Source organism: Tatumella terrea (genome assembly GCF_039523755.1).
Lineage (GTDB): Bacteria > Pseudomonadota > Gammaproteobacteria > Enterobacterales > Enterobacteriaceae > Tatumella > Tatumella terrea.
The window spans coordinates 25,261-44,632 of the sequence record NZ_BAAAFX010000012.1 but is presented as its reverse complement, the minus strand read 5'-3'; the positions used below and the strand labels follow the sequence as shown (position 1 = coordinate 44,632).

Below are 19,372 nucleotides of genomic sequence, written 5' to 3'. Positions count from 1 at the left end.
ACCATGAGAAGTAAAAGGCTCACCTGTCAGCCTGAAAGACATGATTTTATGATGCGAAGTCCCGCTACGCTGAGTCGTAGGCTGGTATCGCTGGATTATGCGGCGATGTGCATCGCCCTGCCGCATATCGCTCAGCAACTGTCACTGACCCCGCAGCAGACCCCGGCAGTACTCGCCGTTTACGGGTTCTGTTTTGCTGTTCTGTCACTGATCGGTGGTGTGCTTTGCGCCCGAACCGGCAGCCGGCGGGTATTTATCGTCGGCAGGGGGATCTTTCTGCTGGCTTCTGTCATGGGGGCGTTAGCCGCTAATGGCGTGTGGATGCTCGCGGCACGGGCCTTACAGGGGACGGGAATGGCGCTGATCCATCAGGCGCTGAAGGGGGGAGAGTCCGGGGGAGAAAGCGGGAGCAAGGCACCTGTCTCTGCGGACAGCGGGGCAATGACGGGTCTGGTGGCTGGCCTGGTGCTGGGTGCCGTGTTCAGTGAAATCGACTGGCGTCTTATCTTTCTCCTCAATCTGCCGGCCCTGTGGGTGATCTGCCGGTCTGCGGGTCATGATTACCCGTGGCAAAAGGTCCCGGGGCGAACTTTCCCCGCCGGAGCGTTAATCGCAAGTGTTGCAGCGGGTAGCCTCTTTCTGGCGTTAACCGGGTTTGCCCGTACCGGCCAGCCTGATTTTATTATTAACCGCATGACGGCCCTTCTCTGTCTGCTTTTCCTTGTTCGCGAAAAATGGTCACCGCGCCCGTTATTTCCCCGTCCGTTACGCGATAACGCTACCTTTTGCGTTGGATGGCTGAGTCGCCTGTGCTACGTGGGAAGTGCAGGAAGCCAGTGGTATTTGCTGGCGTTTTACGGGCAACAACAAAGTCTCAGTCCCGGTGCTTCAGCGGGCCTGCTCTGCATTGCTGTCTTACTGATCATCACCGGCCGTCAGGTGTACACCCTGTTATCCGGCAGAATGCGTCATTCCGCATTACTGACCGGTGGATTCCTTTGCTGCGCCGCGGGACTTTTTCTTGCCGGAGAGACCTGCGACCAGCCGCTTTCTGTCACGTTTATCGCGGGCGTATGTCTCAGCAGCCTGGGCCAGGGCCTGCTCTGTCCGGCGTTATTCAGCACCGGCGGCCGCAGGATCCCGGATAACGCACAGGAACAGGCCGCCAGGGTGATGCTGATCTGCCGGTTCACGGGCGGGGCTATCGTATTAGCGATGCTCAACGTCATCACCGGGGGAGGAGACCTGCCTGCGGCCTGGCCGCAGGCATTTTATCTGATCGGCTGGGTAGCGCTCGCCGGCGGGGTGGCTGCCCTGAATACGCCCCCGACGGAAACCTCAGCCTGACTTTCAGGCTGACAGTCCGTCATGTTCTGTGCGGTAGTTCTGCCAGGCGGCCTGAAGCAATGGCGCAAGCGCCTTAGCCCAGGCCGTCTGACCCTCTGCCTCAGCGATCAGGTCCTGGCGGATCTCAATGCCGACCGACGGATAGCCATTTTTATCTGCATGTTGCGGTATTGCATAGTCCGTTTCATCGGAGACGGAATAGGGCTGATTATCGCCCACTTCCCAGCGATGCTGAGCCTGCAGCTGTGACAGAAACGCCTGAGGATAGGCCTTCAGGCGGTGATAAAGCAGGCCAATATGCCAGGGACGCGGTATGTCCAGATACACCGGTGTGAAACTGTGCACAGAGATAATACAGGTTGCCTGTCCGCACTGACGACGCTGCGTCAGGAGCCGACGTATCTCGTCATGGTAAGGGGTAAAGATCTCCTGCTGACGTGCCAGTTTCTGTGCTGCGGATAATCCCTGGTTACCCGGGATGTCGGTGGCCTCAGAAACCAGCGGGATGGAACTCACGACGGAGGGGGGCCGGTTACAGTCAATCACCAGCCGCGACCAGGTCTGGGAAATTAAGGTGGCGTCCAGTAACTCACTTAACTGCTCTGCGACCGGCAGAGCGCCGATATCCCAGCCGATATGGCGATCAATCTCTGCAGGGGATAACCCCAGTGTACCGAGCCGGCGCGGAATGCGTTTTCCTGCATGATCACAGATCAGCAGAAAAGGGGAGGTTCCTTCACGGTTACGTACCGTAAACGGGGCGGGTTCATCCGGAGACAATAATTTATCTGACACCTGGTCACTCCTGCTGAAGGCACTGATTTTAAAGAATACCGGGCACGCTCAGCCCGAGGATAATGGTCAGAACGGCCGGGCCCGGACGACGTTCACGCCCCTTTCCCCGGCTGGCAGGAAATACCGCAGACGCTATTCATCGCCTCCCGGCGCGGTTCCGGACGGTACAGGGCCACGGCGTGCACGGATAAAATAAAAATAACCCGCTTATGCCCCCGGGGCCTGATTCGATACCTGCCACGCGCTCAGTACACCGGACAGGGCTACTGACGGTATCCAGGGCGAAAGAGGCCCGGGAAAGCCTGATGTATCTGCGCTTCAGTTCACCGGCCGGATAGGCGGGAAACCCGCTGCCGCCTGTGGCAGCGGAACCCTGACGTCAGCCGTTATTCACTTCGATCACAAAAGGGCGGAGGTGAAAACGCGGTAATTTCCGGCAACGGTTGTTCCCAGCGTTCAATTTCGACTTTACAGCTCTGAGCGCTGCAGCCCTGACCGAGGCGTGAACTGCCACGGTCTTCGGTCAGTACATTCGGGTTACCGTGTTTATCGAGTGAGCCAGGCGTTGACGGATCCTGTGGATCGTACCAGGCCCCGGTGGAAATCTGTACCACGCCCGCCAGGATCTGATCACTGATATGGACACCGGCCAGTATGGCACCGCGCTGGTTAAAGACCCGGACCACCGAGCCTTCGGTGATGCCGCGTTCGGCGGCATCCTGCGGATGCATCCAGAGAGGTTCACGTCCCCGGACTTTGGTACTGCGGCTGAAGCTGCCGTGATCATACTGGCTGTGCAGACGGGAACGTGGCTGGCTGGACAGCATATGTAGTGGCCAGCATTGTGCCTGTTCCCGCTGGTATTGCTCTTCCTGCGGGTCCCAGAAAGGATGTCCCGGGCATTCGCGATAACCGAACGCGGCGATAGTGTCGGAGTAAAGTTCGATCTTTCCTGACGGCGTCGACAGCGGATGTTTTTCAGGGTCGGCACGGAAATCGGCTAAGAAAATCTGTGGCTCAGATGGGCGATCAAACTCCAGCTTTCCCTGTTCCCAGAAATCATCAAATGCAGGCAGGGTGATGCCATCTTCTTCTGCCCGGGGCCTGGACTCTTCATAGATGTGGCGCAGCCACTGATCAGGATTGCGGTTTTCTGTAAACTGTTCCGCAAACCCGAGTCGCTCTGCCAGCCCGCTGAAAATCTCATAATCATCACGCGCCTCACTGACCGGCGGAATATGCTGGCGCATGGCCACCATAAAGCCATCATGACTGCCGCTGCCGATATCATTACGCTCCAGCACGGTGGTGGCCGGTAACACGATATCGGAAAACTTCGCCTGCGCCGTCCAGTACTGCTCGTGCACGACAACGGTTTCCGGACGTCGCCAGGCGTCGACCAGACGGTTCAGATCCTGATGGTGATGGAAGGCGTTACCTCCCGCCCAGTAAACCAGACGAATATCCGGGTAGCGGCAGTCCTGACCATCGAACTGATATTCCCCGCCCGGGTTCAGTAACAGGTCAGAAATACGCGCCACCGGGATTTCGGTTTTGACCTTATTTTCGCCGGCCGGTAAACGGGGGCCGGAAAAACCAACACGATCCGCCCCGGCCAGGTTGGTACAGGCATAACCGAACGCCAGGCCGCCTCCCGGTGTGCCTATTTGTCCCAGCAGGGCCGTCAATGCCACCGTCGCCCAGTAGGCCTGTTCACCCTGGCGGGAACGCTGCAGAGACCAGGAGATATTTACCATACTACGATGGCTGGCCAGCGTCCGTGCAAGCCCGGTAATTTGTTCTGTGCTCAGTCCGGTAATGGGGGCTGCCCAGGCGGCATTTTTGACCACCCCGTCTGTTTCGCCGCTCAGGTAGCGGCGCAGCGGACCGAAACCGACGGTGTGGCTGTCGATAAATGCCTGATCATGCAGGTTTTCACTGACTAAGGTCTGGCACAGTGCCAGCAGCAGGGCCGTATCGGTACCCGGTCTGACCGGCAGCCATTCGGCGTTACTGACGGCACTCAGATCATTTTTTACCGGGCTGACATTAATAAATTTCACCCCGTTATTCTGCATCGTTTCCAGCCAGTGCTTCAGCATGTGATCACTGGCACCGCCGACATTCACCTGAGAGTTTCTGACCGGCAGTCCGCCGATGGCGACAAAGACTTCACAATGTTCTGCCAGCACGGAGAAATGGGTATGTTTTTTATGCAGCGGGCTGAGCGGGCCGATGATATGAGGCAGAATACGCTCACCGGCAGCACTGCTATAGGTATTGGTGCTGGCAGTATATCCGCCAAAACCTTTCAGAAAACGGTGCAACTGACTCTGTACGTGATGGAAACGACCGGCGCTTCCCCAGCCATAGGAGCCGCCGAAGATGGCTTCGTTGCCATGACGGGTTTTCACGGACTGCATGTCACGGGCGACCAGAGATAAGGCTTCTTCCCAGCTGACTTCAACGAACGGTTCTTTTCCCCGGCCTTCCCGGGAGTCCGGGCCATTTTTCAGGTAGCCGAGGCGGACCGCCGGGCGACGGATCCGTGTGTTGCCGGTAATGGCATCCGGCATCGACTGACCAATCCGCGACGGGTTTTTATCCCAGGGCACGGGCTTCATCGCCGTGACCTTATCTCCGGAGGTTTCGACTTCGTAAGTCCCCCAATGGGTGGAGGTGAGTAACTGCTCAGTTTTCATTATTATCTTCTTAACCAATGGCTTGGCGATGTTGTCAGCGTGGCAGGGAACTTATTCGGTGGTATAAAGCCGGCGTTTCAGTTCGCATTCGAACAGGAATTCCAGGCCTTCTAAATGGCGTCGGGCTTCACTGACATCCTTCCCCCAACAGGTCAGGCCATGACCCCGCAGCAGGAAGCCATAGTGAAGCGGATGCTGCTCCGCATAGGCTTCTATACGTGCAGATAAGGCAGCGATATCCTGGTCATTCTCAAAAATAGCGATGGGTACGGTGTCCAGATGGCTCTGCTGGCCGGTCAGCGACTTCTGCATCTCATAGCCGGATAAGGCCAGCTGTACATTTTTTTCGATGCGTGAGAGTACCGTCGCATTCACGGTATGCACATGCAGCACCGCATTGGCCTCCGGAAACAGGCGGTAAATCAGCGTATGGAGTCCGGTTTCTGCCGAAGGTGTGCGGCCGGAAGGTGCCTGTAAGGTAGCGATATTCACTTTCAGAAAATCGTCGGTGGTCAGGGTGCCTTTATCGCGCCCGGATTCACTCAGCCAGCACCATTGTTCATCCTCGCGGACTGACATATTACCGCCGGTGGCCGGTGCCCAGCCTTTACTGCCAATCCAATGGCAGGCGGTTACTAATTGTGTCAGTCGTTGTTGCCACATACAGGTTCCTTTCTATTACGGATAAGTTATTTTTAGCCATCTAAACGTCTGGCTGGATGTTAACACTGTGCCGGCAGGGGAGCAATAATTCTGTGGCGAGCCCTGCAGGAAAGAGGTTGCCGCCGCCACGATAGTATTATTTCAGCCGCGGCCAGCGATACCGGTCGCGCTTCTGTACGGGGCCTTTTCCGGCGGTCATCGGACAGCCCCGGCGTATTGTGTGAACGGCCCCTTGCGGGGCCACAGGGGCAGGGGCGGGGTGCATGTGCCCCGGACGGTCTTAACTCTTTTTCCAGTGGCTTCCCGGTCCCTGCTGCAACGTAAGCGGATGCTGATCTGTGGTGATTTTCACATTGTGCAGCGTGCCCTGCACATAACGGCTTTGCATCCCGAGCACAGAAGAAATAGTGATATTCCTCAGGGAAATATTCTGTAACGGTGCCTCCGGCAGTCCGCTGATCATCCCTGCCATTCCGGCCCCGCTGGCTTTCAGGTGGTTAATGGAAATATCGTGGATAAACGGGGTGTAACGACTGACCGGCTCAGGTGAAATAGCACTGAGACTCTGCCGGCTGTAGCCACCATTACCCCCATAGCTGTCGGTGATCACCAGCGGCACTTTGACGCCGGTCATCACAATATTCTCTGCACTCAGTGGCCCGATCTCGCTACCCCGATCACGGCCGGATTTGACACGGATCCCGTTAGCCGTTCCCCGGAAGCGGATATTCCTTACCGTAACAGCGCCGATACCGTTAGCCGTCTCACTGCCGACGGAGATGCCGTGGCCGTTACCGATATTACAGTCTTCAATGGTGATATCCCGGCTGGCCGGGGCCTTTCCGGTGGTCGCCAGTCCGGATTTGATCGAGATATCATCGTCTCCCGTAGAAAGCGTCAGGTCACGCAGCTGAACGTTCTGTGAGGAGACCACGTCGACTCCGTCAGTATTCGGTGCATCCGGGGGATTAGTGACCGTGCTGTGGCTCATGACGATATTCCGGCTGTCGCGTAAAACCACATTCCACATCGGTGAGTTGATGACGTTCACATTCTGCAGTTTCCCGTCGCGAACGTGGTCAAATTCAATCAGCCAGGGGCGGGGCATGCCGTTGGCCGGGGGAACGTCTTTCCAGTGGCGGGCAAACCATTGGGTGTCGCCGCGTTTCAGATGGTTACGGGCATCCGTCGCCATCGGCCACCAGCCATGCTGTCCCTGACCATCCACCGTACCGGGCCCGGTGATCGCCACGTCCCGGACATGTGTGGCGATAATCAGCGCTTCACGGGGCTGCAAAGGCTGGCTGATAAAAGCCGCGGTAAAATCGGCCGGATTACCGGTCGAGGTTAACCGGCTGCCGGCGGCCAGATGCAGTGTGACATGACTCTTCAGCATCAGTGGTCCGCTTACCCATACCCCCGCCGGCAGGGTCACCGTTCCGCCGCCCTGAGTACTGCACCTATCGATGGCCTGCTGAAGCGCGCCGGTGACCGGTGCCTGTCCTGCGCTGAGCGGCAGGTCACATTGATGACCAGCCGCCAGCACACTGGCTGAGCAAAGCAGCGCCGGAACGGAAAAAAGTAAGCCCCGTAAACGCGAGGTCTGTTTAGTACATGTCATACGGCATTCCTGAATTCATCGAAAAAAAGAAACCATAACAATCTTTAACGGCGAAGATGCCTGTCGTGGAAGGATTAACGTATCTGAATGTACGAAGATTTTTCAGGCCGACACATCTGTGGCCCCCGGGCGGGGGCCACAAAGATTATTCGCCAAGCACCTGTTGGACACAGGATTTGAAGATGCGTACCCCGATGGCCAGCGCATCCCGGTCGAAATGCATTTCCGGATGATGCAGGCCCGGTACCAGATTAGCGCCGAGGCCCCAGAATCCGCCTTTCACCTGCGGACAGAGGCGTAAGTAATGGAAAAAATCTTCGCTGCCAGGGGTGGTTTTCGACGGTAACAAGGCATCTTCCCCCAGTTGCTGACAGATGGCGTGGCTGATCACCGCCGTGGCTTCTTCATCAATGATCGCCGCCGGCATCTCTTTGAGGATTTTAATATCGACGGAGGCACCCAGCGCTGCGGCACTCCCTTGCAGGGCCGCAGTCACTTTTTGTTTCAGTTCCTCCATCGGGGCATTTTCCGCCGAACGGAGATCCCAGCAGACACGGGCTTCAGAAGGGATAGAATTAGTGACCCCGGCATCGGCAATAAAGCGGGTGGCTTTAGCGCTGAACGTGAGTGACGGAGAAAGATGGATCGAATTCACGGCCTGCACCGCCTGAACGGCAGCATCCAGTGCATTGACGCCTAAATGCGGGCGGGCGGCATGGGCCGCTTTTCCGGTAAATACGGCCTCAATGGTGGCTGATGCGGAGTAATTCATCGCGGCAACCGCCTGGCCCATCGGGCATTCCTCTATCGGACGCAGATGGAAGCCCAGCAGCATATCCACATTATCCAGAGCCCCTCCCTCCACCATGGCAATGGCGCCGGTCCCTAATTCTTCTGCGGGCTGGAACAGGATCCTGAGTTTGCCTTTTTTCACCAGGCCCTCACGGCGTGTTTCTTCTGCGGCGGTCAGCACGACAGAGGAATGTCCGTCATGGCCGCAGGTATGGCGGGCCACATGCTGGCCATCGATAATATGGCCCAGGGCATCCATATCTGCCCGCAACGCTAATACCGGCCCCGGTTGTCCACTGTCCAGCTCGGCAATGATCCCCGTGGTCCCGTTAATCTGGCGGGTGACAGTAAAGCCGGCGGCTTCCAGTGCAGACGCGATATACGCCGAGGTTTTAAATTCTTCAAAGCCCAGTTCGGGGATCTCATGTAATACATTAAAATGGTCTAAGGTACGTGACATACTTTACTCCGGAGATTCGCTGACCGGCAGTATCCGGACTGCCGGTGGTGATAATGAGGCGTGTCAGGCGATAAAACGCATCACCAGCATAGAGATAACGGCATTGACGATGCTGGTCAGCATCAGTAGCGGCCAGTACTTCTTCGGTACATCGGCCACCCCCAGTAAACGTCCCATATACTGCAACTGAGCCCCCATCAGAAAGATCGCGGGGATAAGAATAGTGACCTGAGCGGGGTCCAGTGTCCCTTTCGTCAGCAGACTGACCGCAACGCCGGTTCCTGCAGAGGATGAGAGCCATGCGGTGAGTAAGACGGTGATCGCTTCGCCCGGCAGACCGAATATCCCCATCAGCGGGGCACAGAGGTGGCCAATCATCTGCATAATACCGAGCAGGTTCAGGATTTCCGCAATCACATAGGCCATCACCACATTGGGCATCAGATTATTAATGGCAATATTGAACCCTTTACGGGCACCGATAACAAAAATATCGAACGGATTGGCGCTGGTTTTAAGCTGATTACTCATTGATGAAATCCTTCCTGTAGACCGTATTTAATGCGACTCTGACCAGACCTGCCCCGACAAATTTCAGGACAAACATTAATAATAACGGCACAATTAACGGAGTGGTCAGGGAGGCAAATAATGCCGAGCCGATAGCAAAATAGTTATTAATCAGTCCGGCGCCGGAATATTGCCAGGAACCCATAATCACGACATGTTTGCGGGTGATTTTTTTACTGTCATAGAGTTCTTTACTCAGGGCAGCCCCGGCATCGGTACTCTGTAAATCTGTGATTAATGCAAGCCCGGTATAACCGGGTAATCCCAGCAGCGGTTTCAGTAACGGCGTTAACAGCCGGTGGGCGGCACGAATAGCACCGTAATGGGTAAAAATCTCCAGTAGTCCCAGCGCCAGCATCACGGTCGGTACTAAGGACAGGGCAAACAGAAAGCCGGCTTTCGCCCCGAACCCGCCGCTGCCGACGAAGGTTCCTCCGCCCCCGTCTTTCAGGGTCCCGAAGGCCCCGCCGAGCGTCGTAAAGTCAAAGGCTCCCAGCCAGGCCATATCTTTGACTTTAAAAAACAGCCCTGAAAATACCAGTAATACGGCGATCAGGGCTATCCATGCGCCTGGCGTCACTTTCAGGGCATGTTCGTCCTTATCCTGACTTTGGTTGCTGATGTTGTTATCGCTCATAATTATTCTCTGTAGTTATTTTAGTGATGAGTTTCCCTGGTGCCGGAGAACCTGAGTGAATATTTTGTCTGTCCACAAAATAGATAATTAACAATTTTTATGCCGGAATGAAACCTGCGACATAAAAACGCCGGTGGCCTGCTGTTTATTAAATTTTATGGAATTTATAAATAACATAAAAAAGCAGAACACATTCACTGTTATTAATATCTTTCACTGTTTATGTTGGTGCAGTTGCACTCTTCTGGTGCTTTGCTGATGGATATTCAGAAAATTATTTTTTTATATCTGATACCTCAGGTTTATCCGATTATCGTAAAGGATTATAAAAATATAAATGTCCTGTAATCGGTGTTATTGTTGCTTTCTGGTCAACAGTTGGCAGGGCTTGAGGTGCAGAAGTTTCATGAAAAACCGATGAGTTATTTGTACGAAGTCGGTGTCCAGGGCGGGATCCGCCGCGCAGCCGATATCCTGGGAGTGAATCCTTCGGTGATCAGCCGCCAGATTTCGCAACTTGAGCGTGAATTACAATTACCCTTGCTGGAACGGCGTGGCCGGATTGTCGTTCTGACCGAAGCGGGGCGTTTACTGGCCGAAGATTACTTTGAGAGCCGCCAGCGGCGATATAAGCTGGAAGCGCACCTGAAAGACTTACGTCATATGAAAGGGGGAAGTGTTTCGGTACGCATCGGTGGCGGGCTGGTCAGCACCTTTATCCGTGAGATTATGACGACCTTTTCCGGGGCGTATCCGCAGGTTTTTGTGGATATTACCGTGGCCAGTATGCATGAGATGCTGAATGCTGTGGTCCATGGTGACACCGATATGGCACTGGCCTTCGGGCCTGTCGGCAGCCCGGAGGTTAAACGCTACAGTTTTCGCTGGGGGCCGGTCTGTGCCGTTATGTCGCCGGATCATCCGTTAAGCGGTGAGCCTGGTGTGACCATCGAAACCCTTGCCGGACAACGGCTGATTGCCCTGACGGATCAGTTCGGGTTACAGCGCTATATGAACACCATGTTCCGCAACAGTGGCCTGATATTTACACCTTCCTACCGGTGTAATCTCTTTTCCACCGCCCTGGAGCTTAGTGCGGCGGGGCTGGGGATCGCCTGCATGTCCGCCAGGGCGGCTGAGCCGATGATTTCCTCCGGACAACTGGTCGCAATACCGATAGACAACCCGGTCGCGCATGAAACGCAATGCCACTTACTGCGCAATTCAGATCGCCGTTTTACCCCGGCGGCACATCATCTGTGGCAGTTATTACGCAACTATTTCAGTGAAATGTCTGATGACGACCAAGCAATATCAGGTCGCTGACGGATGTGCAGCGGCTATTTGCTGCTTTTTTGCGCCTTCGGTCAGGCACTGTGTCAGCATTCTGTGCAGTGATGATCGTCGGTTCACATGGCGCATCACAATGATCAACTCGCGAAAGAACGTGTCGTTGTGCAGCGGTATAACCCGCACCCGTGCATGCTGGTGCTGCCATTGGCCGGACAGCGGTACCAGAGCGACTCCCAGCCCCTGTCCGACCATTCTGACAATGGCTTCAATCTCATCCAGTTCCAGAGTTTGCTGTGGTTCAATTCGCTGTTCTCTCAGGTACTGACTGACCTGGCGTCCGCCGAAAGAAGTCCTGTCGTAGCGGACAAACGGATGCGCGCGCAATAACCCCCTGACATCGTCACCCTTAATCTCTTCGGGCACAATTAAGACGTACGGCTCGCGTAACAGAGTTTCGCAGTAAAGTTCTTTCGGCAGGCTGAAAGGGGGTTTAATGGTGATTGCCAGGTCGACATCACCGGTTTCCACCATCGACAATAAATTAAAAGAGACGCCGGGCACCAGCCGTGTTTCCAGAAACGGTGCGACCTGGCGGAGATCGACCAGAACTTCCGGTAACAGTCCTGACTGAACGGTAGAGATCGCCCCTATTTTTACCGTACCGCGGTATCCGCTGAGGGTATCGGGCTGTGACATCCGGCCAAAGATTGCCAGCATCTCTTCAGCCATGGGCAGAATACGCTGACCTGCCGGGCTGAGCACCACGCTGCGTCCTGAGCGATCAAACAGCTGAACCCCCAGCGCGTTTTCCAGAATTCGCATCTGGGCACTGACGGCAGACTGTGTCAGCCCGATCCGTTGTCCGGCTGCGGCAAACGTTCCGTATTGTGTCACAGCGATAAAGGTTTTTAGCTCACGTAGCATTAGTGTCAGAAATCATCAAAATTATTGTTGATTGAAACTCAGAATATTCGCTTTTCAACAAAAAATATATCAATAAGAATGCAGAGACACTCAGATAAAACAGTAATGTCGGAGATTTCACTATGGCACTCAGTCCTTTTCACCTGGCAATCCCTGTGTATGATTTAGCGGCAGCCCGCCGTTTTTATGGCGAGACGTTCGGCCTTGCCGAAGGACGCTCCAGCGACCAGTGGGTCGATTTCGATTTTTATGGCCATCAGTTGGTGATCCATGAGCATCCGCAGACAGCCTCGCAGACATCGGCACACACAAATCCGGTAGACGGCCATGATGTTCCGGTGCCGCATTTCGGCATTATCCTGAGCTGGGATGAATGGGAAGCGCTGGCTGCCCGGTTACGCGATTTTAATACCCGTTTTGTTATCGAGCCTTATATTCGCTTTCAGGGGCAGGTGGGTGAGCAGGCAACGATGTTCTTGCTGGACCCTTGTGGCAATGCATTAGAATTTAAAGCCTTCAAAGACATGTCTCAGCTATTTGCAAAATAATAATAACGTATAGCAGAAAAAATGCCGGCTCCCCCGAGCCGGCATGATTGTGGAGTCCTTATGTCGTATTCCGGATTACGCTGGCGCTGTGATCCTTCCGGGGAAGATTGTGTGGTAATCACCCTGGATGTCCCCGAGTCTCCGTGGAAACTGACGGGGCAGCTGGCGCGCTGGCTGGCATCTCAGTCAATTCAGGGCGTGGTCGATATCGTTCCTGGCGTCGTGACGCTTGGTATCTATTATCAGCCTGAAATCATGTGGCGTCTGGATAGTCAGCTGTCACCTTATAGTCAGCTGGTTAACCGGCTGGAGGCTCTGCTTAATAGCTGGCAATCGGCAGGGAAGTATCAGCCACGTGAAGTGGTGATCCCCGTGTGCTACCACCCTGAATTTGCACCGGACCTGACCGAGATTGCTGAATACTGTCAGTTAACTGAACGTGAGGTGATCGATCGTCATCAGGCCCGGCCCGTGGATGTTATGATGCTCGGTTTTTTACCCGGTCACCCGTATCTGGGCTTACTTGACCCTTGTTTCACTCTGCCCCGTAAAAAGACTCCACGACTGAGCGTGATGATGGGGTCGATTGGCATCGCAAACCGTCAGAGTGTTATCTATCCCCAGCAAAGTCCCGGTGGCTGGAATCTGATTGGCTGTACACCCTTAAAAATGTTTACCCCACAAACAGCATCACCTTGTCTGTTACAGGCCGGGGACATCGTAAGGTTCTCAGAAATTACCCGTCAGCAGTTCGACACAATGTATTCGGAGAACCGTAATGGCGATTGAGATTTTGCATCCGGGGCTGGCGAGTTCCTTACAGGACAGTGGTCGTTATCACTGGCAGCACTTAGGTGTGCCGGTCTGTGGTTCAATGGATCTTTTTTCACATCGTTTAGCGAACGCACTGGCAGGGAATCAGGGGGATCCGGCAACGCTGGAGATGACCTTACAGGGGGCAAAGATCCGCTTTTTACGCCGTGCCGTCATCGTTCTTAGTGGTGCGGATTTTTCTCCCTGTATTGATGATAAGCCTGTCGCCATGTTATGTCCGCTGACGGTTCCTGCCGGGGCTATCCTGAGTTTTGGTTCCCACCGCAATGGGGCCAGATGTTACCTGGCTATCAAAGGCGGATTTTCTGCACCGGAAGTCATGGGGAGTCAGAGTACCAGTCAGGGAGCAGGGTTTGGTGGTCATTATGGACGAAGGCTGAAAAAAGGAGATGTGTTAGCCTTTAACTGGCCACTACATAATACCAGCAATTTACGTTTACCTTTTGGTATGCCAGATATTTTCCCTGCGCATCGACAGGTGCTGAGATTTATTCCAGGAAAACATTGGAACTTATTAACGGATAGAGAAAAGCATCAGTTTACCCATCAGATATTTGTTTTAAGTCAGCACTCGGACCGGATGGGGTATCGTCTGGAGGGTGAACCCTTAGCCTTATCTTCTACGACAGAGATCTATTCTGAAGCGGTAAGCCGGGGAACGGTACAATTACCTGCCGGAGGAAAGCCGATTATTCTGATGGCTGATAGTCAGACGACCGGCGGTTATCCTAAAATTGCGCATATAGCCTCGGTGGATATGCCTTATCTCGCTCAGGCACTCCCCGGGGCCGAATTTACGTTTAATGAAATCTCCTTGTATAACGCGCAGTTATATTCTGCACAGCGTCAGTGGTGGCTGAAAAAAATTTCCCCGACGGCATAATAATCTCCTTGCCCTCTGACAGGGAGTGCGGATCATTTTGGTGAAAATAGCTGTCTCCCTTTATTTCTCTGTTTAACTCCTGGTATCCCATTCTTACCCTCCTTCGGGAGGGGATGAGTACTATAATGATAATTAATCTTATTAACGTCTGATAATGCGTATTTATTTTAATGCAGTTGAATGACTGGCGAATAATTTCTATCAGTCAGAAAACTGGTATTTAAGTTGCTTCATAAACACTCACTATAAAAAGAACTCGTGATTTTAGGCAGTTCTGTCATTCATTCACCTGTGAGGCAACATCATGTCATATGAAACTGAACCAGAATTCGCGCTGGCTTCTCTACATACCAGGAATGATCCCCGGCATTTACTGGCGCGTCGTGCTGCTCTGGCCGCCATGACCGGTACTGCGATTGAATACTATGAATTTGGCATATATGGATTTATGGCTGCGGTCATCGGGCCGCTCTTCTTTCCCGGAACCACGCCTGCCGCGGCTTTACTGTCGGTTCTTGCGGTTTTCGGCAGTGCCTTTTTTATCCGTCCTTTGGGCGGAATACTACTGGGGCGTCTGGGCGATCGGGTCGGACGCAGAAAAATTTTGTTATTAACGGTGCTGGGCATGGGGGGATCAACGGCCGCCGTCGGTTTATTACCTGATGCCGCAGCGGCAGGGCTGGCGGCCCCGCTATTGCTGGTTCTGCTTCGGCTGGCCCAGGGTTTTTTTGCCGGTGCAGAAATTGTCGGGGCCGCGGCATTTGTCGCGGAATCTTCGCCGACAGGTAAACGAGGGTTTTATGGTGCCTTTACGCCGGTTGGCGTCGCGCTCGGAGGAGCATTAGCGGCATTTGTTTGCGGCTGGATGCTACATCTTGTCGACAGCAGTCAGTTAAAAGCCTGGGGCTGGCGGATCCCGTTTCTTCTGACGATCCCTCTGGTGATCCTGTCTGCACTTTTACGACATCAGTTAGAGGAAACTCCTGAATTCAAAGCGTTTACCCGCGGGAAAAAACCTCAGCATACGCCGTTTATTACCATGATACGTGAACATCGTCATTCATTATTCCGCGTGATTGTGCTGACTTTTGGACAAAATGCAGGGTACTGGATTGGTATTGTTTTTATGAATATTTATCTGACCACCTGGCTGGGTTATGACAAACAGCATGTCTTCTGGCTGATGGCGTTTATCAGTCTTTCGATGGCGGTGATGATGCCTTTTTGGGGAGCGTTGTCGGATAAGCTGGGGCGCAGCAAAGTCCTTAAAATCGGCTTCCTTGGCTATGTTGTACTGGTACTACCGATGATGTCACTTATGGGTCACCATAATTACTGGCTGGCATGTGTTGCGATGTTTATCGCCAGTTTACCGATGCCTATTGTGCAATCCGTCGGTTATCCCACTTATGCAGAGCAGTTCCCTACCAGGGTGCGCTACAGCGCCATGGCGTTAAGTATTAATCTTGGCGCAATCGTTGGTGGCGGGATTACCCCTTATCTGGTCACCGCCTTAATTGAAAAAACAGGCTGGCTCTTTATGCCGGGAATTTTCATGGCATGTGCGGCTGTGCCGGGATTATGGGTACTCTTACGGATGCGTGATACACACCAACAGGAGCTTTCTCAATGATTCCATCTACTGCATCAGAATTACGACAGATGGCCGTGAGGGGAGAGTGGTGTAAACCAACATCCGGCATACTGGATGATCTTCAGCAGGCCAATCTGGTGATCGTTTCCCGCGACCTGGCGTGGGATTTTCTATTGTTTTGCGTTCGTAATCCTAAAGTGTGTCCGCTACTGGCAGTCGGTGAACCCGGAGAATACCAGCTTCAGGTTGGTCATACCCTGGTGGATGTGCGCACGATGCTTCCCCGTTACCGTATCTGGAAAGCGGGATCTTTAGTGGCTGAACCTTATGATTTGCAACAGCACTGGCATGAGAATGCGGTGGCTTTTTTGCTGGGATGCAGCCATACCTTCGATGGTCCGTTGCGGCGAGCCGGCATCCCGGTGAGTCATGAAGCGCCGGCAGTCTATATTTCAAACATTCCTTGTATACAAGCCGGAAGTATCGGTGGCCCGATGGCCGTCAGTATGCGTCCTATCCATCATTCAAAGATAGCCACTGCAACGGCAGTGACAGCACGTTATGCTTCCGGCCATGGTATGCCTGTACATTATGGATCGCCTGAAGATATTGGTATTACTGATCTCAGCCAGCCTGACTTTGGCGTTTATCCCGGCCTTGAAGCAGGATATGTCCCGGTATTCTGGGCATGCGGGGTGACACCGCAGATAGTGTTACCTCCCCTGAAGCTTGAATGGATGTGCAGCCATTATCCGGGTCATATGCTGGTATTGGATGATAATGTTGATTTTTTCTCCCTGCAGCAGACTTAATCCACAGAGGACCCCGTTACCACAGCTCAGGGGATCCCCGCCAGACGCAGAAGGGCGGTCACTGCCGCTGCCGACAGGATAACCACAATTAGCGGGGTCCGGCGCAGTGTGAGGAGCAGCGCCACCGCGACGCCGCCTGTACGGGCAAAGCCTGCGAAATGGTTATCATGATAAAAGGTGGCAATCACCGCCACAGAGAACAATAAGGTGGTGGCGGCGTCGGATAAGCGCTGTTGCCACGGTTCCGGGAGTACCCACCGATGTCCAAGACGGCTACTGATATAGCGCATCAGAAAGGTGCCCACCCCAAGTAAGAGAATGCTCCCCAAAAGCGCCGGACTACTGTTCATTTTTTCTGCCTCCCATCATCAGCCCGGCGAGCGAGACCAGTACCGGTAAGCCGGCAGGCAGCCAGGGAACCGTGGCCAGCGCCAGCAGGGCACCGGAACCGGCACGCTTCCGGGTCACTTTTTTCTTCAGCGATGGGATCACCAGCGCCAGCATAATGGCCGGAAAGACGCTGTCTAAACCGATCACTGACGGGTCCGGCAGAAGTTTGCCCATCAGGGATCCTCCCAGTACACCTGCGGGCCAGCAGAGGGCGATACCTGTACCACACAGCCAGTAGGCGGCTCGTTGCTGACGTTTATCCGGACGCGATAACCCGAATACGACACTTTCATCATTCATCATATGGCTGCCGGCAATACCCCGCCATCCGCGTCCGGTCAAATCACTGACGGCAATACCAAACGGAATATGGCGGGCATTCACCAGCAAGCCGGCCGCCGCTGCCGCCAGAGGACTCCCTCCGGCGGCCACGATACCGATAAAGATAAATTCAGACGCGCCCGCCATGACGATCATGGAAAGCGCTAAAGGTACCCATACCGGGAACCCGAGGCTGCCTGCCAGTGAACCATAAGAGACTGCCACCACACCATCAGCCAGACAGACCAGGAAAATAGCTTTAACAACATCACGGGGTAAGGCGGAATAGAGTGGAGTCAGCATAGGGATACCGTTAAAATGAACGTTAGTACACTATAATGAACACACGGTCAGTGTTTTTCAACAAGAACGTTTCGTTCGTTATAACGAACGGTGAGGCGATATGACACCCCCTATCACGATTATTTCGCGGAATCTGTGCCAGGAACGGCAGAGATCCGGTCTGTCACTGGCTGAAGTGGCCCGCAGAGCCGGAATTGCCAAGTCCACACTGTCTCAGCTGGAATCCGGCACCGGTAATCCCAGCCTGGAAACACTCTGGGCCTTATGCATGGCACTGGATATGCCGTTTGCCCGGTTACTGGAAGACGGCGGTACGGCTATCCGGTTATTGCGAAAGGGAGAAGGGATGGCCGTCGATTCCGGACAGGCAAGTTACCAGGCGATCCTGCTGGCCAATTGTCCGCCCGGGGCCAGACGCGATATTTATACCCTGCAGGTTCAGCCGGGCAAGGACAGGCTGTCAGAGCCACATCTGCCGGGGTCGGTTGAACATATTATTCTGGTACGCGGGCGGGCATTAGTCGGACTGGCGGATAATCCGGTGGAGCTGAATGAAGGTGACTACCTGTGTTACCCGGGGGATCTGCCGCATATTTTCCGTGCGCTGGAAAAAGATACCGAAGCCTTGCTGGTGGCGGAACATCGGGCGGATGTCCGGGCAGGGAAGCCCGATACGGGCTTCCCGTGGCAGGGATTACTGACTGACCGGTGAATAACTCAGATTGACCGGATCATTCGGTAACTGCGTGAAATGGGTCACGATATAGTGGTAATCGGCGGTCGGATCCAGCGAAGCAAACTGCTGCGGATAGAACCAGTGTGCCAGGATCTCAACCCCGATAATATTCCACGGATGGTTGTAGAAATGATGATACACTCCGCCGACATGCCCTTCAGAGACCGCAGGGATCGTCGCGACAGCGGTACGTTTTAACAGATTGTCAAAGCTGGCTTTGATCTGTGTGATTTGGGTATTGTAACCGAACGGCAATACCGGGTTCCCTGCCGCGCCGCGTTTTGAACCGGTCATCAGGTACCAGTCAGGACGCATCGCGATGATTTTTTCAGGATTAATAAAGCCTGATGCCCCTTTCATCAACTCTGAGCCGATATTAATCCCGCCTGCGGCAGCCACTAATCCGCCCCAGCCATTGGTGCCGTGGGTGAAGCAGCAGTTATCTGAATTACCGGCGATAGGTTCGATGAAGACCAGCGGCTTTTTCGGTGCTTTGCTGACCACGGACTCAATCCGGTTCAGGTGCTCGGTATAAAAATCAGTAAAGGCTTTGGCATTACTCTCTTTGTTGAGGACTTTCCCCAGTAACGTGATGCTGGGCACCGTATCCTGAATCGGGTGGAGTTCATAATCCAGGAACAGCACAGGGATATGCAATTCCCGGAAACGTTTCAGAACCCCGGTTTGTTCCAGTGCCGGTTTGGCCCGCAACTGGGCAATCAGCAGGTCCGGGTGGCTGGAGATCACGGTTTCAGTATTCACTTCCCCCTGGTCTGAGAACCCCATATCCGGGATAGCTGCCGCCTGAGGCCACTTTCCTTTCAGAACCGCCCACTCCTGGCCATCCTGCTTTTTGATCAGATTATTCCAGCTAATGACCCGCGCGAACGGGTCTGCCCGGTCGAGCAGGGCCAGCGCCATAATATCGCGGCCATCCTGCAGAATAATGCGTTTCGGTTCATGACTGATCACCACAGTCTGGTGATCCATATCCTGTACGGTCAGCGGGTAATCCGTCGCCATCGCGGCCAGCGGGGAGAAACACACCGCGGCGGTGACACACTGGCGGGCATAGCGTATGAGAGTATGACGGCGTTTGATCGCGTTATTCATTAGCTTTCCTGAATTGTTTCTCCCTCGTTGCCAT

Annotated in this window: 18 protein-coding genes and 1 pseudogene; 8 read left to right on the top strand and 11 right to left on the bottom strand. The window is 54.2% G+C overall.

The window, feature by feature from the left end; all coding sequences use genetic code 11:
- Nucleotides 1–48: 48 nt before the first annotated feature.
- A complete protein-coding gene (locus ABD035_RS07765) occupies nt 49–1,347 on the top strand; it encodes an MFS transporter (protein WP_343869075.1) in 1,299 nt (432 codons plus the stop codon).
- 3 nt (nt 1,348–1,350) lie between these two features.
- On the opposite strand, the gene ABD035_RS07760 is transcribed toward ABD035_RS07765, so the two are convergent.
- The 7 genes from ABD035_RS07760 to ABD035_RS07730 all read right to left on the bottom strand — a co-directional run bounded on the left by ABD035_RS07760 (nt 1,351) and on the right by ABD035_RS07730 (nt 9,587).
- Nucleotides 1,351–2,142, bottom strand: a complete 792-nt coding sequence (locus ABD035_RS07760; RefSeq protein WP_343869073.1) for an N-formylglutamate amidohydrolase — start codon at nt 2,140–2,142, stop codon at nt 1,351–1,353.
- 386 nt (nt 2,143–2,528) lie between these two features.
- Nucleotides 2,529–4,844: a molybdopterin-dependent oxidoreductase gene (locus ABD035_RS07755; RefSeq protein ID WP_343869071.1), complete on the bottom strand. Its 2,316-nt coding sequence runs from the start codon at nt 4,842–4,844 to the stop codon at nt 2,529–2,531.
- 51 nt (nt 4,845–4,895) lie between these two features.
- The gene (locus ABD035_RS07750; RefSeq protein ID WP_212714891.1) at nt 4,896–5,507 is read right to left on the bottom strand and encodes a methylthioribulose 1-phosphate dehydratase; all 612 of its coding nucleotides are present in this window, start codon (nt 5,505–5,507) and stop codon (nt 4,896–4,898) included.
- Between the two features lie 280 nt (nt 5,508–5,787).
- Nucleotides 5,788–7,128, bottom strand: a complete 1,341-nt coding sequence (locus tag ABD035_RS07745; protein ID WP_343869068.1) for a glycoside hydrolase family 28 protein — start codon at nt 7,126–7,128, stop codon at nt 5,788–5,790.
- 145 nt (nt 7,129–7,273) lie between these two features.
- Nucleotides 7,274–8,380 (bottom strand): amidohydrolase, encoded by a 1,107-nt coding sequence (locus ABD035_RS07740; protein ID WP_212714893.1) that lies wholly within the window; start codon nt 8,378–8,380, stop codon nt 7,274–7,276.
- 63 nt (nt 8,381–8,443) lie between these two features.
- Nucleotides 8,444–8,911 (bottom strand): YjiG family protein, encoded by a 468-nt coding sequence (locus tag ABD035_RS07735; protein ID WP_025904112.1) that lies wholly within the window; start codon nt 8,909–8,911, stop codon nt 8,444–8,446.
- The gene (locus tag ABD035_RS07730) at nt 8,904–9,587 is read right to left on the bottom strand and encodes a nucleoside recognition domain-containing protein (protein ID WP_212714894.1); all 684 of its coding nucleotides are present in this window, start codon (nt 9,585–9,587) and stop codon (nt 8,904–8,906) included. Before ABD035_RS07730 ends, ABD035_RS07735 begins: the two co-directional genes overlap by 8 nt.
- A 417-nt stretch (nt 9,588–10,004) precedes the next feature.
- Here ABD035_RS07730 and ABD035_RS07725 point away from each other — a divergent pair, with 417 nt between their 5' ends.
- Nucleotides 10,005–10,913: a LysR family transcriptional regulator gene (locus ABD035_RS07725; protein ID WP_343869063.1), complete on the top strand. Its 909-nt coding sequence runs from the start codon at nt 10,005–10,007 to the stop codon at nt 10,911–10,913.
- Here ABD035_RS07725 and ABD035_RS07720 read toward each other — a convergent pair.
- Nucleotides 10,902–11,804, bottom strand: a complete 903-nt coding sequence (locus tag ABD035_RS07720; RefSeq protein ID WP_343869061.1) for a LysR family transcriptional regulator — start codon at nt 11,802–11,804, stop codon at nt 10,902–10,904. The two genes, ABD035_RS07725 and ABD035_RS07720, sit on opposite strands and share 12 nt — an antisense overlap.
- 122 nt (nt 11,805–11,926) lie before the next feature.
- On the opposite strand from ABD035_RS07720, the gene ABD035_RS07715 reads away from it, so the two are divergent.
- From ABD035_RS07715 to ABD035_RS07695, 5 genes are all read left to right on the top strand, one after another.
- A complete protein-coding gene (locus ABD035_RS07715) occupies nt 11,927–12,352 on the top strand; it encodes a VOC family protein (RefSeq protein WP_343869059.1) in 426 nt (141 codons plus the stop codon).
- 60 nt (nt 12,353–12,412) lie between these two features.
- Nucleotides 12,413–13,141 carry a 5-oxoprolinase subunit PxpB gene (pxpB, locus tag ABD035_RS07710; protein ID WP_343869058.1) on the top strand — a complete coding sequence of 243 codons (729 nt, stop codon included), beginning with the start codon at nt 12,413–12,415 and terminating at the stop codon, nt 13,139–13,141.
- Nucleotides 13,131–14,069 (top strand): 5-oxoprolinase subunit C family protein, encoded by a 939-nt coding sequence (locus ABD035_RS07705; protein ID WP_343869057.1) that lies wholly within the window; start codon nt 13,131–13,133, stop codon nt 14,067–14,069. Before pxpB ends, ABD035_RS07705 begins: the two co-directional genes overlap by 11 nt.
- A 304-nt stretch (nt 14,070–14,373) precedes the next feature.
- Complete coding sequence (locus tag ABD035_RS07700; protein ID WP_343869056.1) at nt 14,374–15,702, top strand: MFS transporter; 1,329 nt, start codon at nt 14,374–14,376, stop codon at nt 15,700–15,702.
- Entirely contained in the window at nt 15,699–16,475 is a 777-nt protein-coding gene (locus tag ABD035_RS07695) for a D-glutamate cyclase family protein (protein ID WP_343869054.1), read from the top strand. The genes ABD035_RS07700 and ABD035_RS07695 overlap by 4 nt, the downstream gene beginning before the upstream one ends.
- A gap of 26 nt (nt 16,476–16,501) precedes the next feature.
- Here ABD035_RS07695 and ABD035_RS07690 read toward each other — a convergent pair whose 3' ends face one another.
- Together ABD035_RS07690 and ABD035_RS07685 are read right to left on the bottom strand one after the other, a co-directional pair.
- On the bottom strand, nt 16,502–16,825 hold the full coding sequence (locus ABD035_RS07690) for an AzlD domain-containing protein (RefSeq protein WP_343869052.1): 324 nt from the start codon (nt 16,823–16,825) through the stop codon (nt 16,502–16,504).
- Nucleotides 16,815–17,489, bottom strand: a complete 675-nt coding sequence (locus ABD035_RS07685) for an AzlC family ABC transporter permease (protein ID WP_212714897.1) — start codon at nt 17,487–17,489, stop codon at nt 16,815–16,817. Before ABD035_RS07685 ends, ABD035_RS07690 begins: the two co-directional genes overlap by 11 nt.
- A 100-nt stretch (nt 17,490–17,589) precedes the next feature.
- On the opposite strand from ABD035_RS07685, the pseudogene ABD035_RS07680 reads away from it, so the two are divergent.
- A pseudogene (locus ABD035_RS07680) lies at nt 17,590–18,129 on the top strand (helix-turn-helix domain-containing protein); the annotation flags it as partial.
- A gap of 54 nt (nt 18,130–18,183) precedes the next feature.
- On the opposite strand, the gene ABD035_RS07675 reads toward ABD035_RS07680, so the two are convergent.
- Nucleotides 18,184–19,248 (bottom strand): ABC transporter substrate-binding protein, encoded by a 1,065-nt coding sequence (locus ABD035_RS07675; RefSeq protein WP_343869232.1) that lies wholly within the window; start codon nt 19,246–19,248, stop codon nt 18,184–18,186.
- Nucleotides 19,249–19,372 lie beyond the last annotated feature (124 nt).

Coding starts and splice junctions, on each gene's coding strand:
- ABD035_RS07765 (WP_343869075.1), top strand. CDS start 49: ATGATGCGAAGTCCCGCTACGCTGAGTCGTAGGCTGGTATCGCTGGAT.
- ABD035_RS07755 (WP_343869071.1), bottom strand. CDS start 4,844: ATGAAAACTGAGCAGTTACTCACCTCCACCCATTGGGGGACTTACGAA.
- ABD035_RS07750 (WP_212714891.1), bottom strand. CDS start 5,507: ATGTGGCAACAACGACTGACACAATTAGTAACCGCCTGCCATTGGATT.
- ABD035_RS07745 (WP_343869068.1), bottom strand. CDS start 7,128: ATGACATGTACTAAACAGACCTCGCGTTTACGGGGCTTACTTTTTTCC.
- ABD035_RS07740 (WP_212714893.1), bottom strand. CDS start 8,380: ATGTCACGTACCTTAGACCATTTTAATGTATTACATGAGATCCCCGAA.
- ABD035_RS07735 (WP_025904112.1), bottom strand. CDS start 8,911: ATGAGTAATCAGCTTAAAACCAGCGCCAATCCGTTCGATATTTTTGTT.
- ABD035_RS07730 (WP_212714894.1), bottom strand. CDS start 9,587: ATGAGCGATAACAACATCAGCAACCAAAGTCAGGATAAGGACGAACAT.
- ABD035_RS07725 (WP_343869063.1), top strand. CDS start 10,005: ATGAGTTATTTGTACGAAGTCGGTGTCCAGGGCGGGATCCGCCGCGCA.
- ABD035_RS07720 (WP_343869061.1), bottom strand. CDS start 11,804: ATGCTACGTGAGCTAAAAACCTTTATCGCTGTGACACAATACGGAACG.
- ABD035_RS07715 (WP_343869059.1), top strand. CDS start 11,927: ATGGCACTCAGTCCTTTTCACCTGGCAATCCCTGTGTATGATTTAGCG.
- pxpB (WP_343869058.1), top strand. CDS start 12,413: ATGTCGTATTCCGGATTACGCTGGCGCTGTGATCCTTCCGGGGAAGAT.
- ABD035_RS07705 (WP_343869057.1), top strand. CDS start 13,131: ATGGCGATTGAGATTTTGCATCCGGGGCTGGCGAGTTCCTTACAGGAC.
- ABD035_RS07700 (WP_343869056.1), top strand. CDS start 14,374: ATGTCATATGAAACTGAACCAGAATTCGCGCTGGCTTCTCTACATACC.
- ABD035_RS07695 (WP_343869054.1), top strand. CDS start 15,699: ATGATTCCATCTACTGCATCAGAATTACGACAGATGGCCGTGAGGGGA.
- ABD035_RS07690 (WP_343869052.1), bottom strand. CDS start 16,825: ATGAACAGTAGTCCGGCGCTTTTGGGGAGCATTCTCTTACTTGGGGTG.
- ABD035_RS07685 (WP_212714897.1), bottom strand. CDS start 17,489: ATGCTGACTCCACTCTATTCCGCCTTACCCCGTGATGTTGTTAAAGCT.
- ABD035_RS07675 (WP_343869232.1), bottom strand. CDS start 19,248: ATGGCGACGGATTACCCGCTGACCGTACAGGATATGGATCACCAGACT.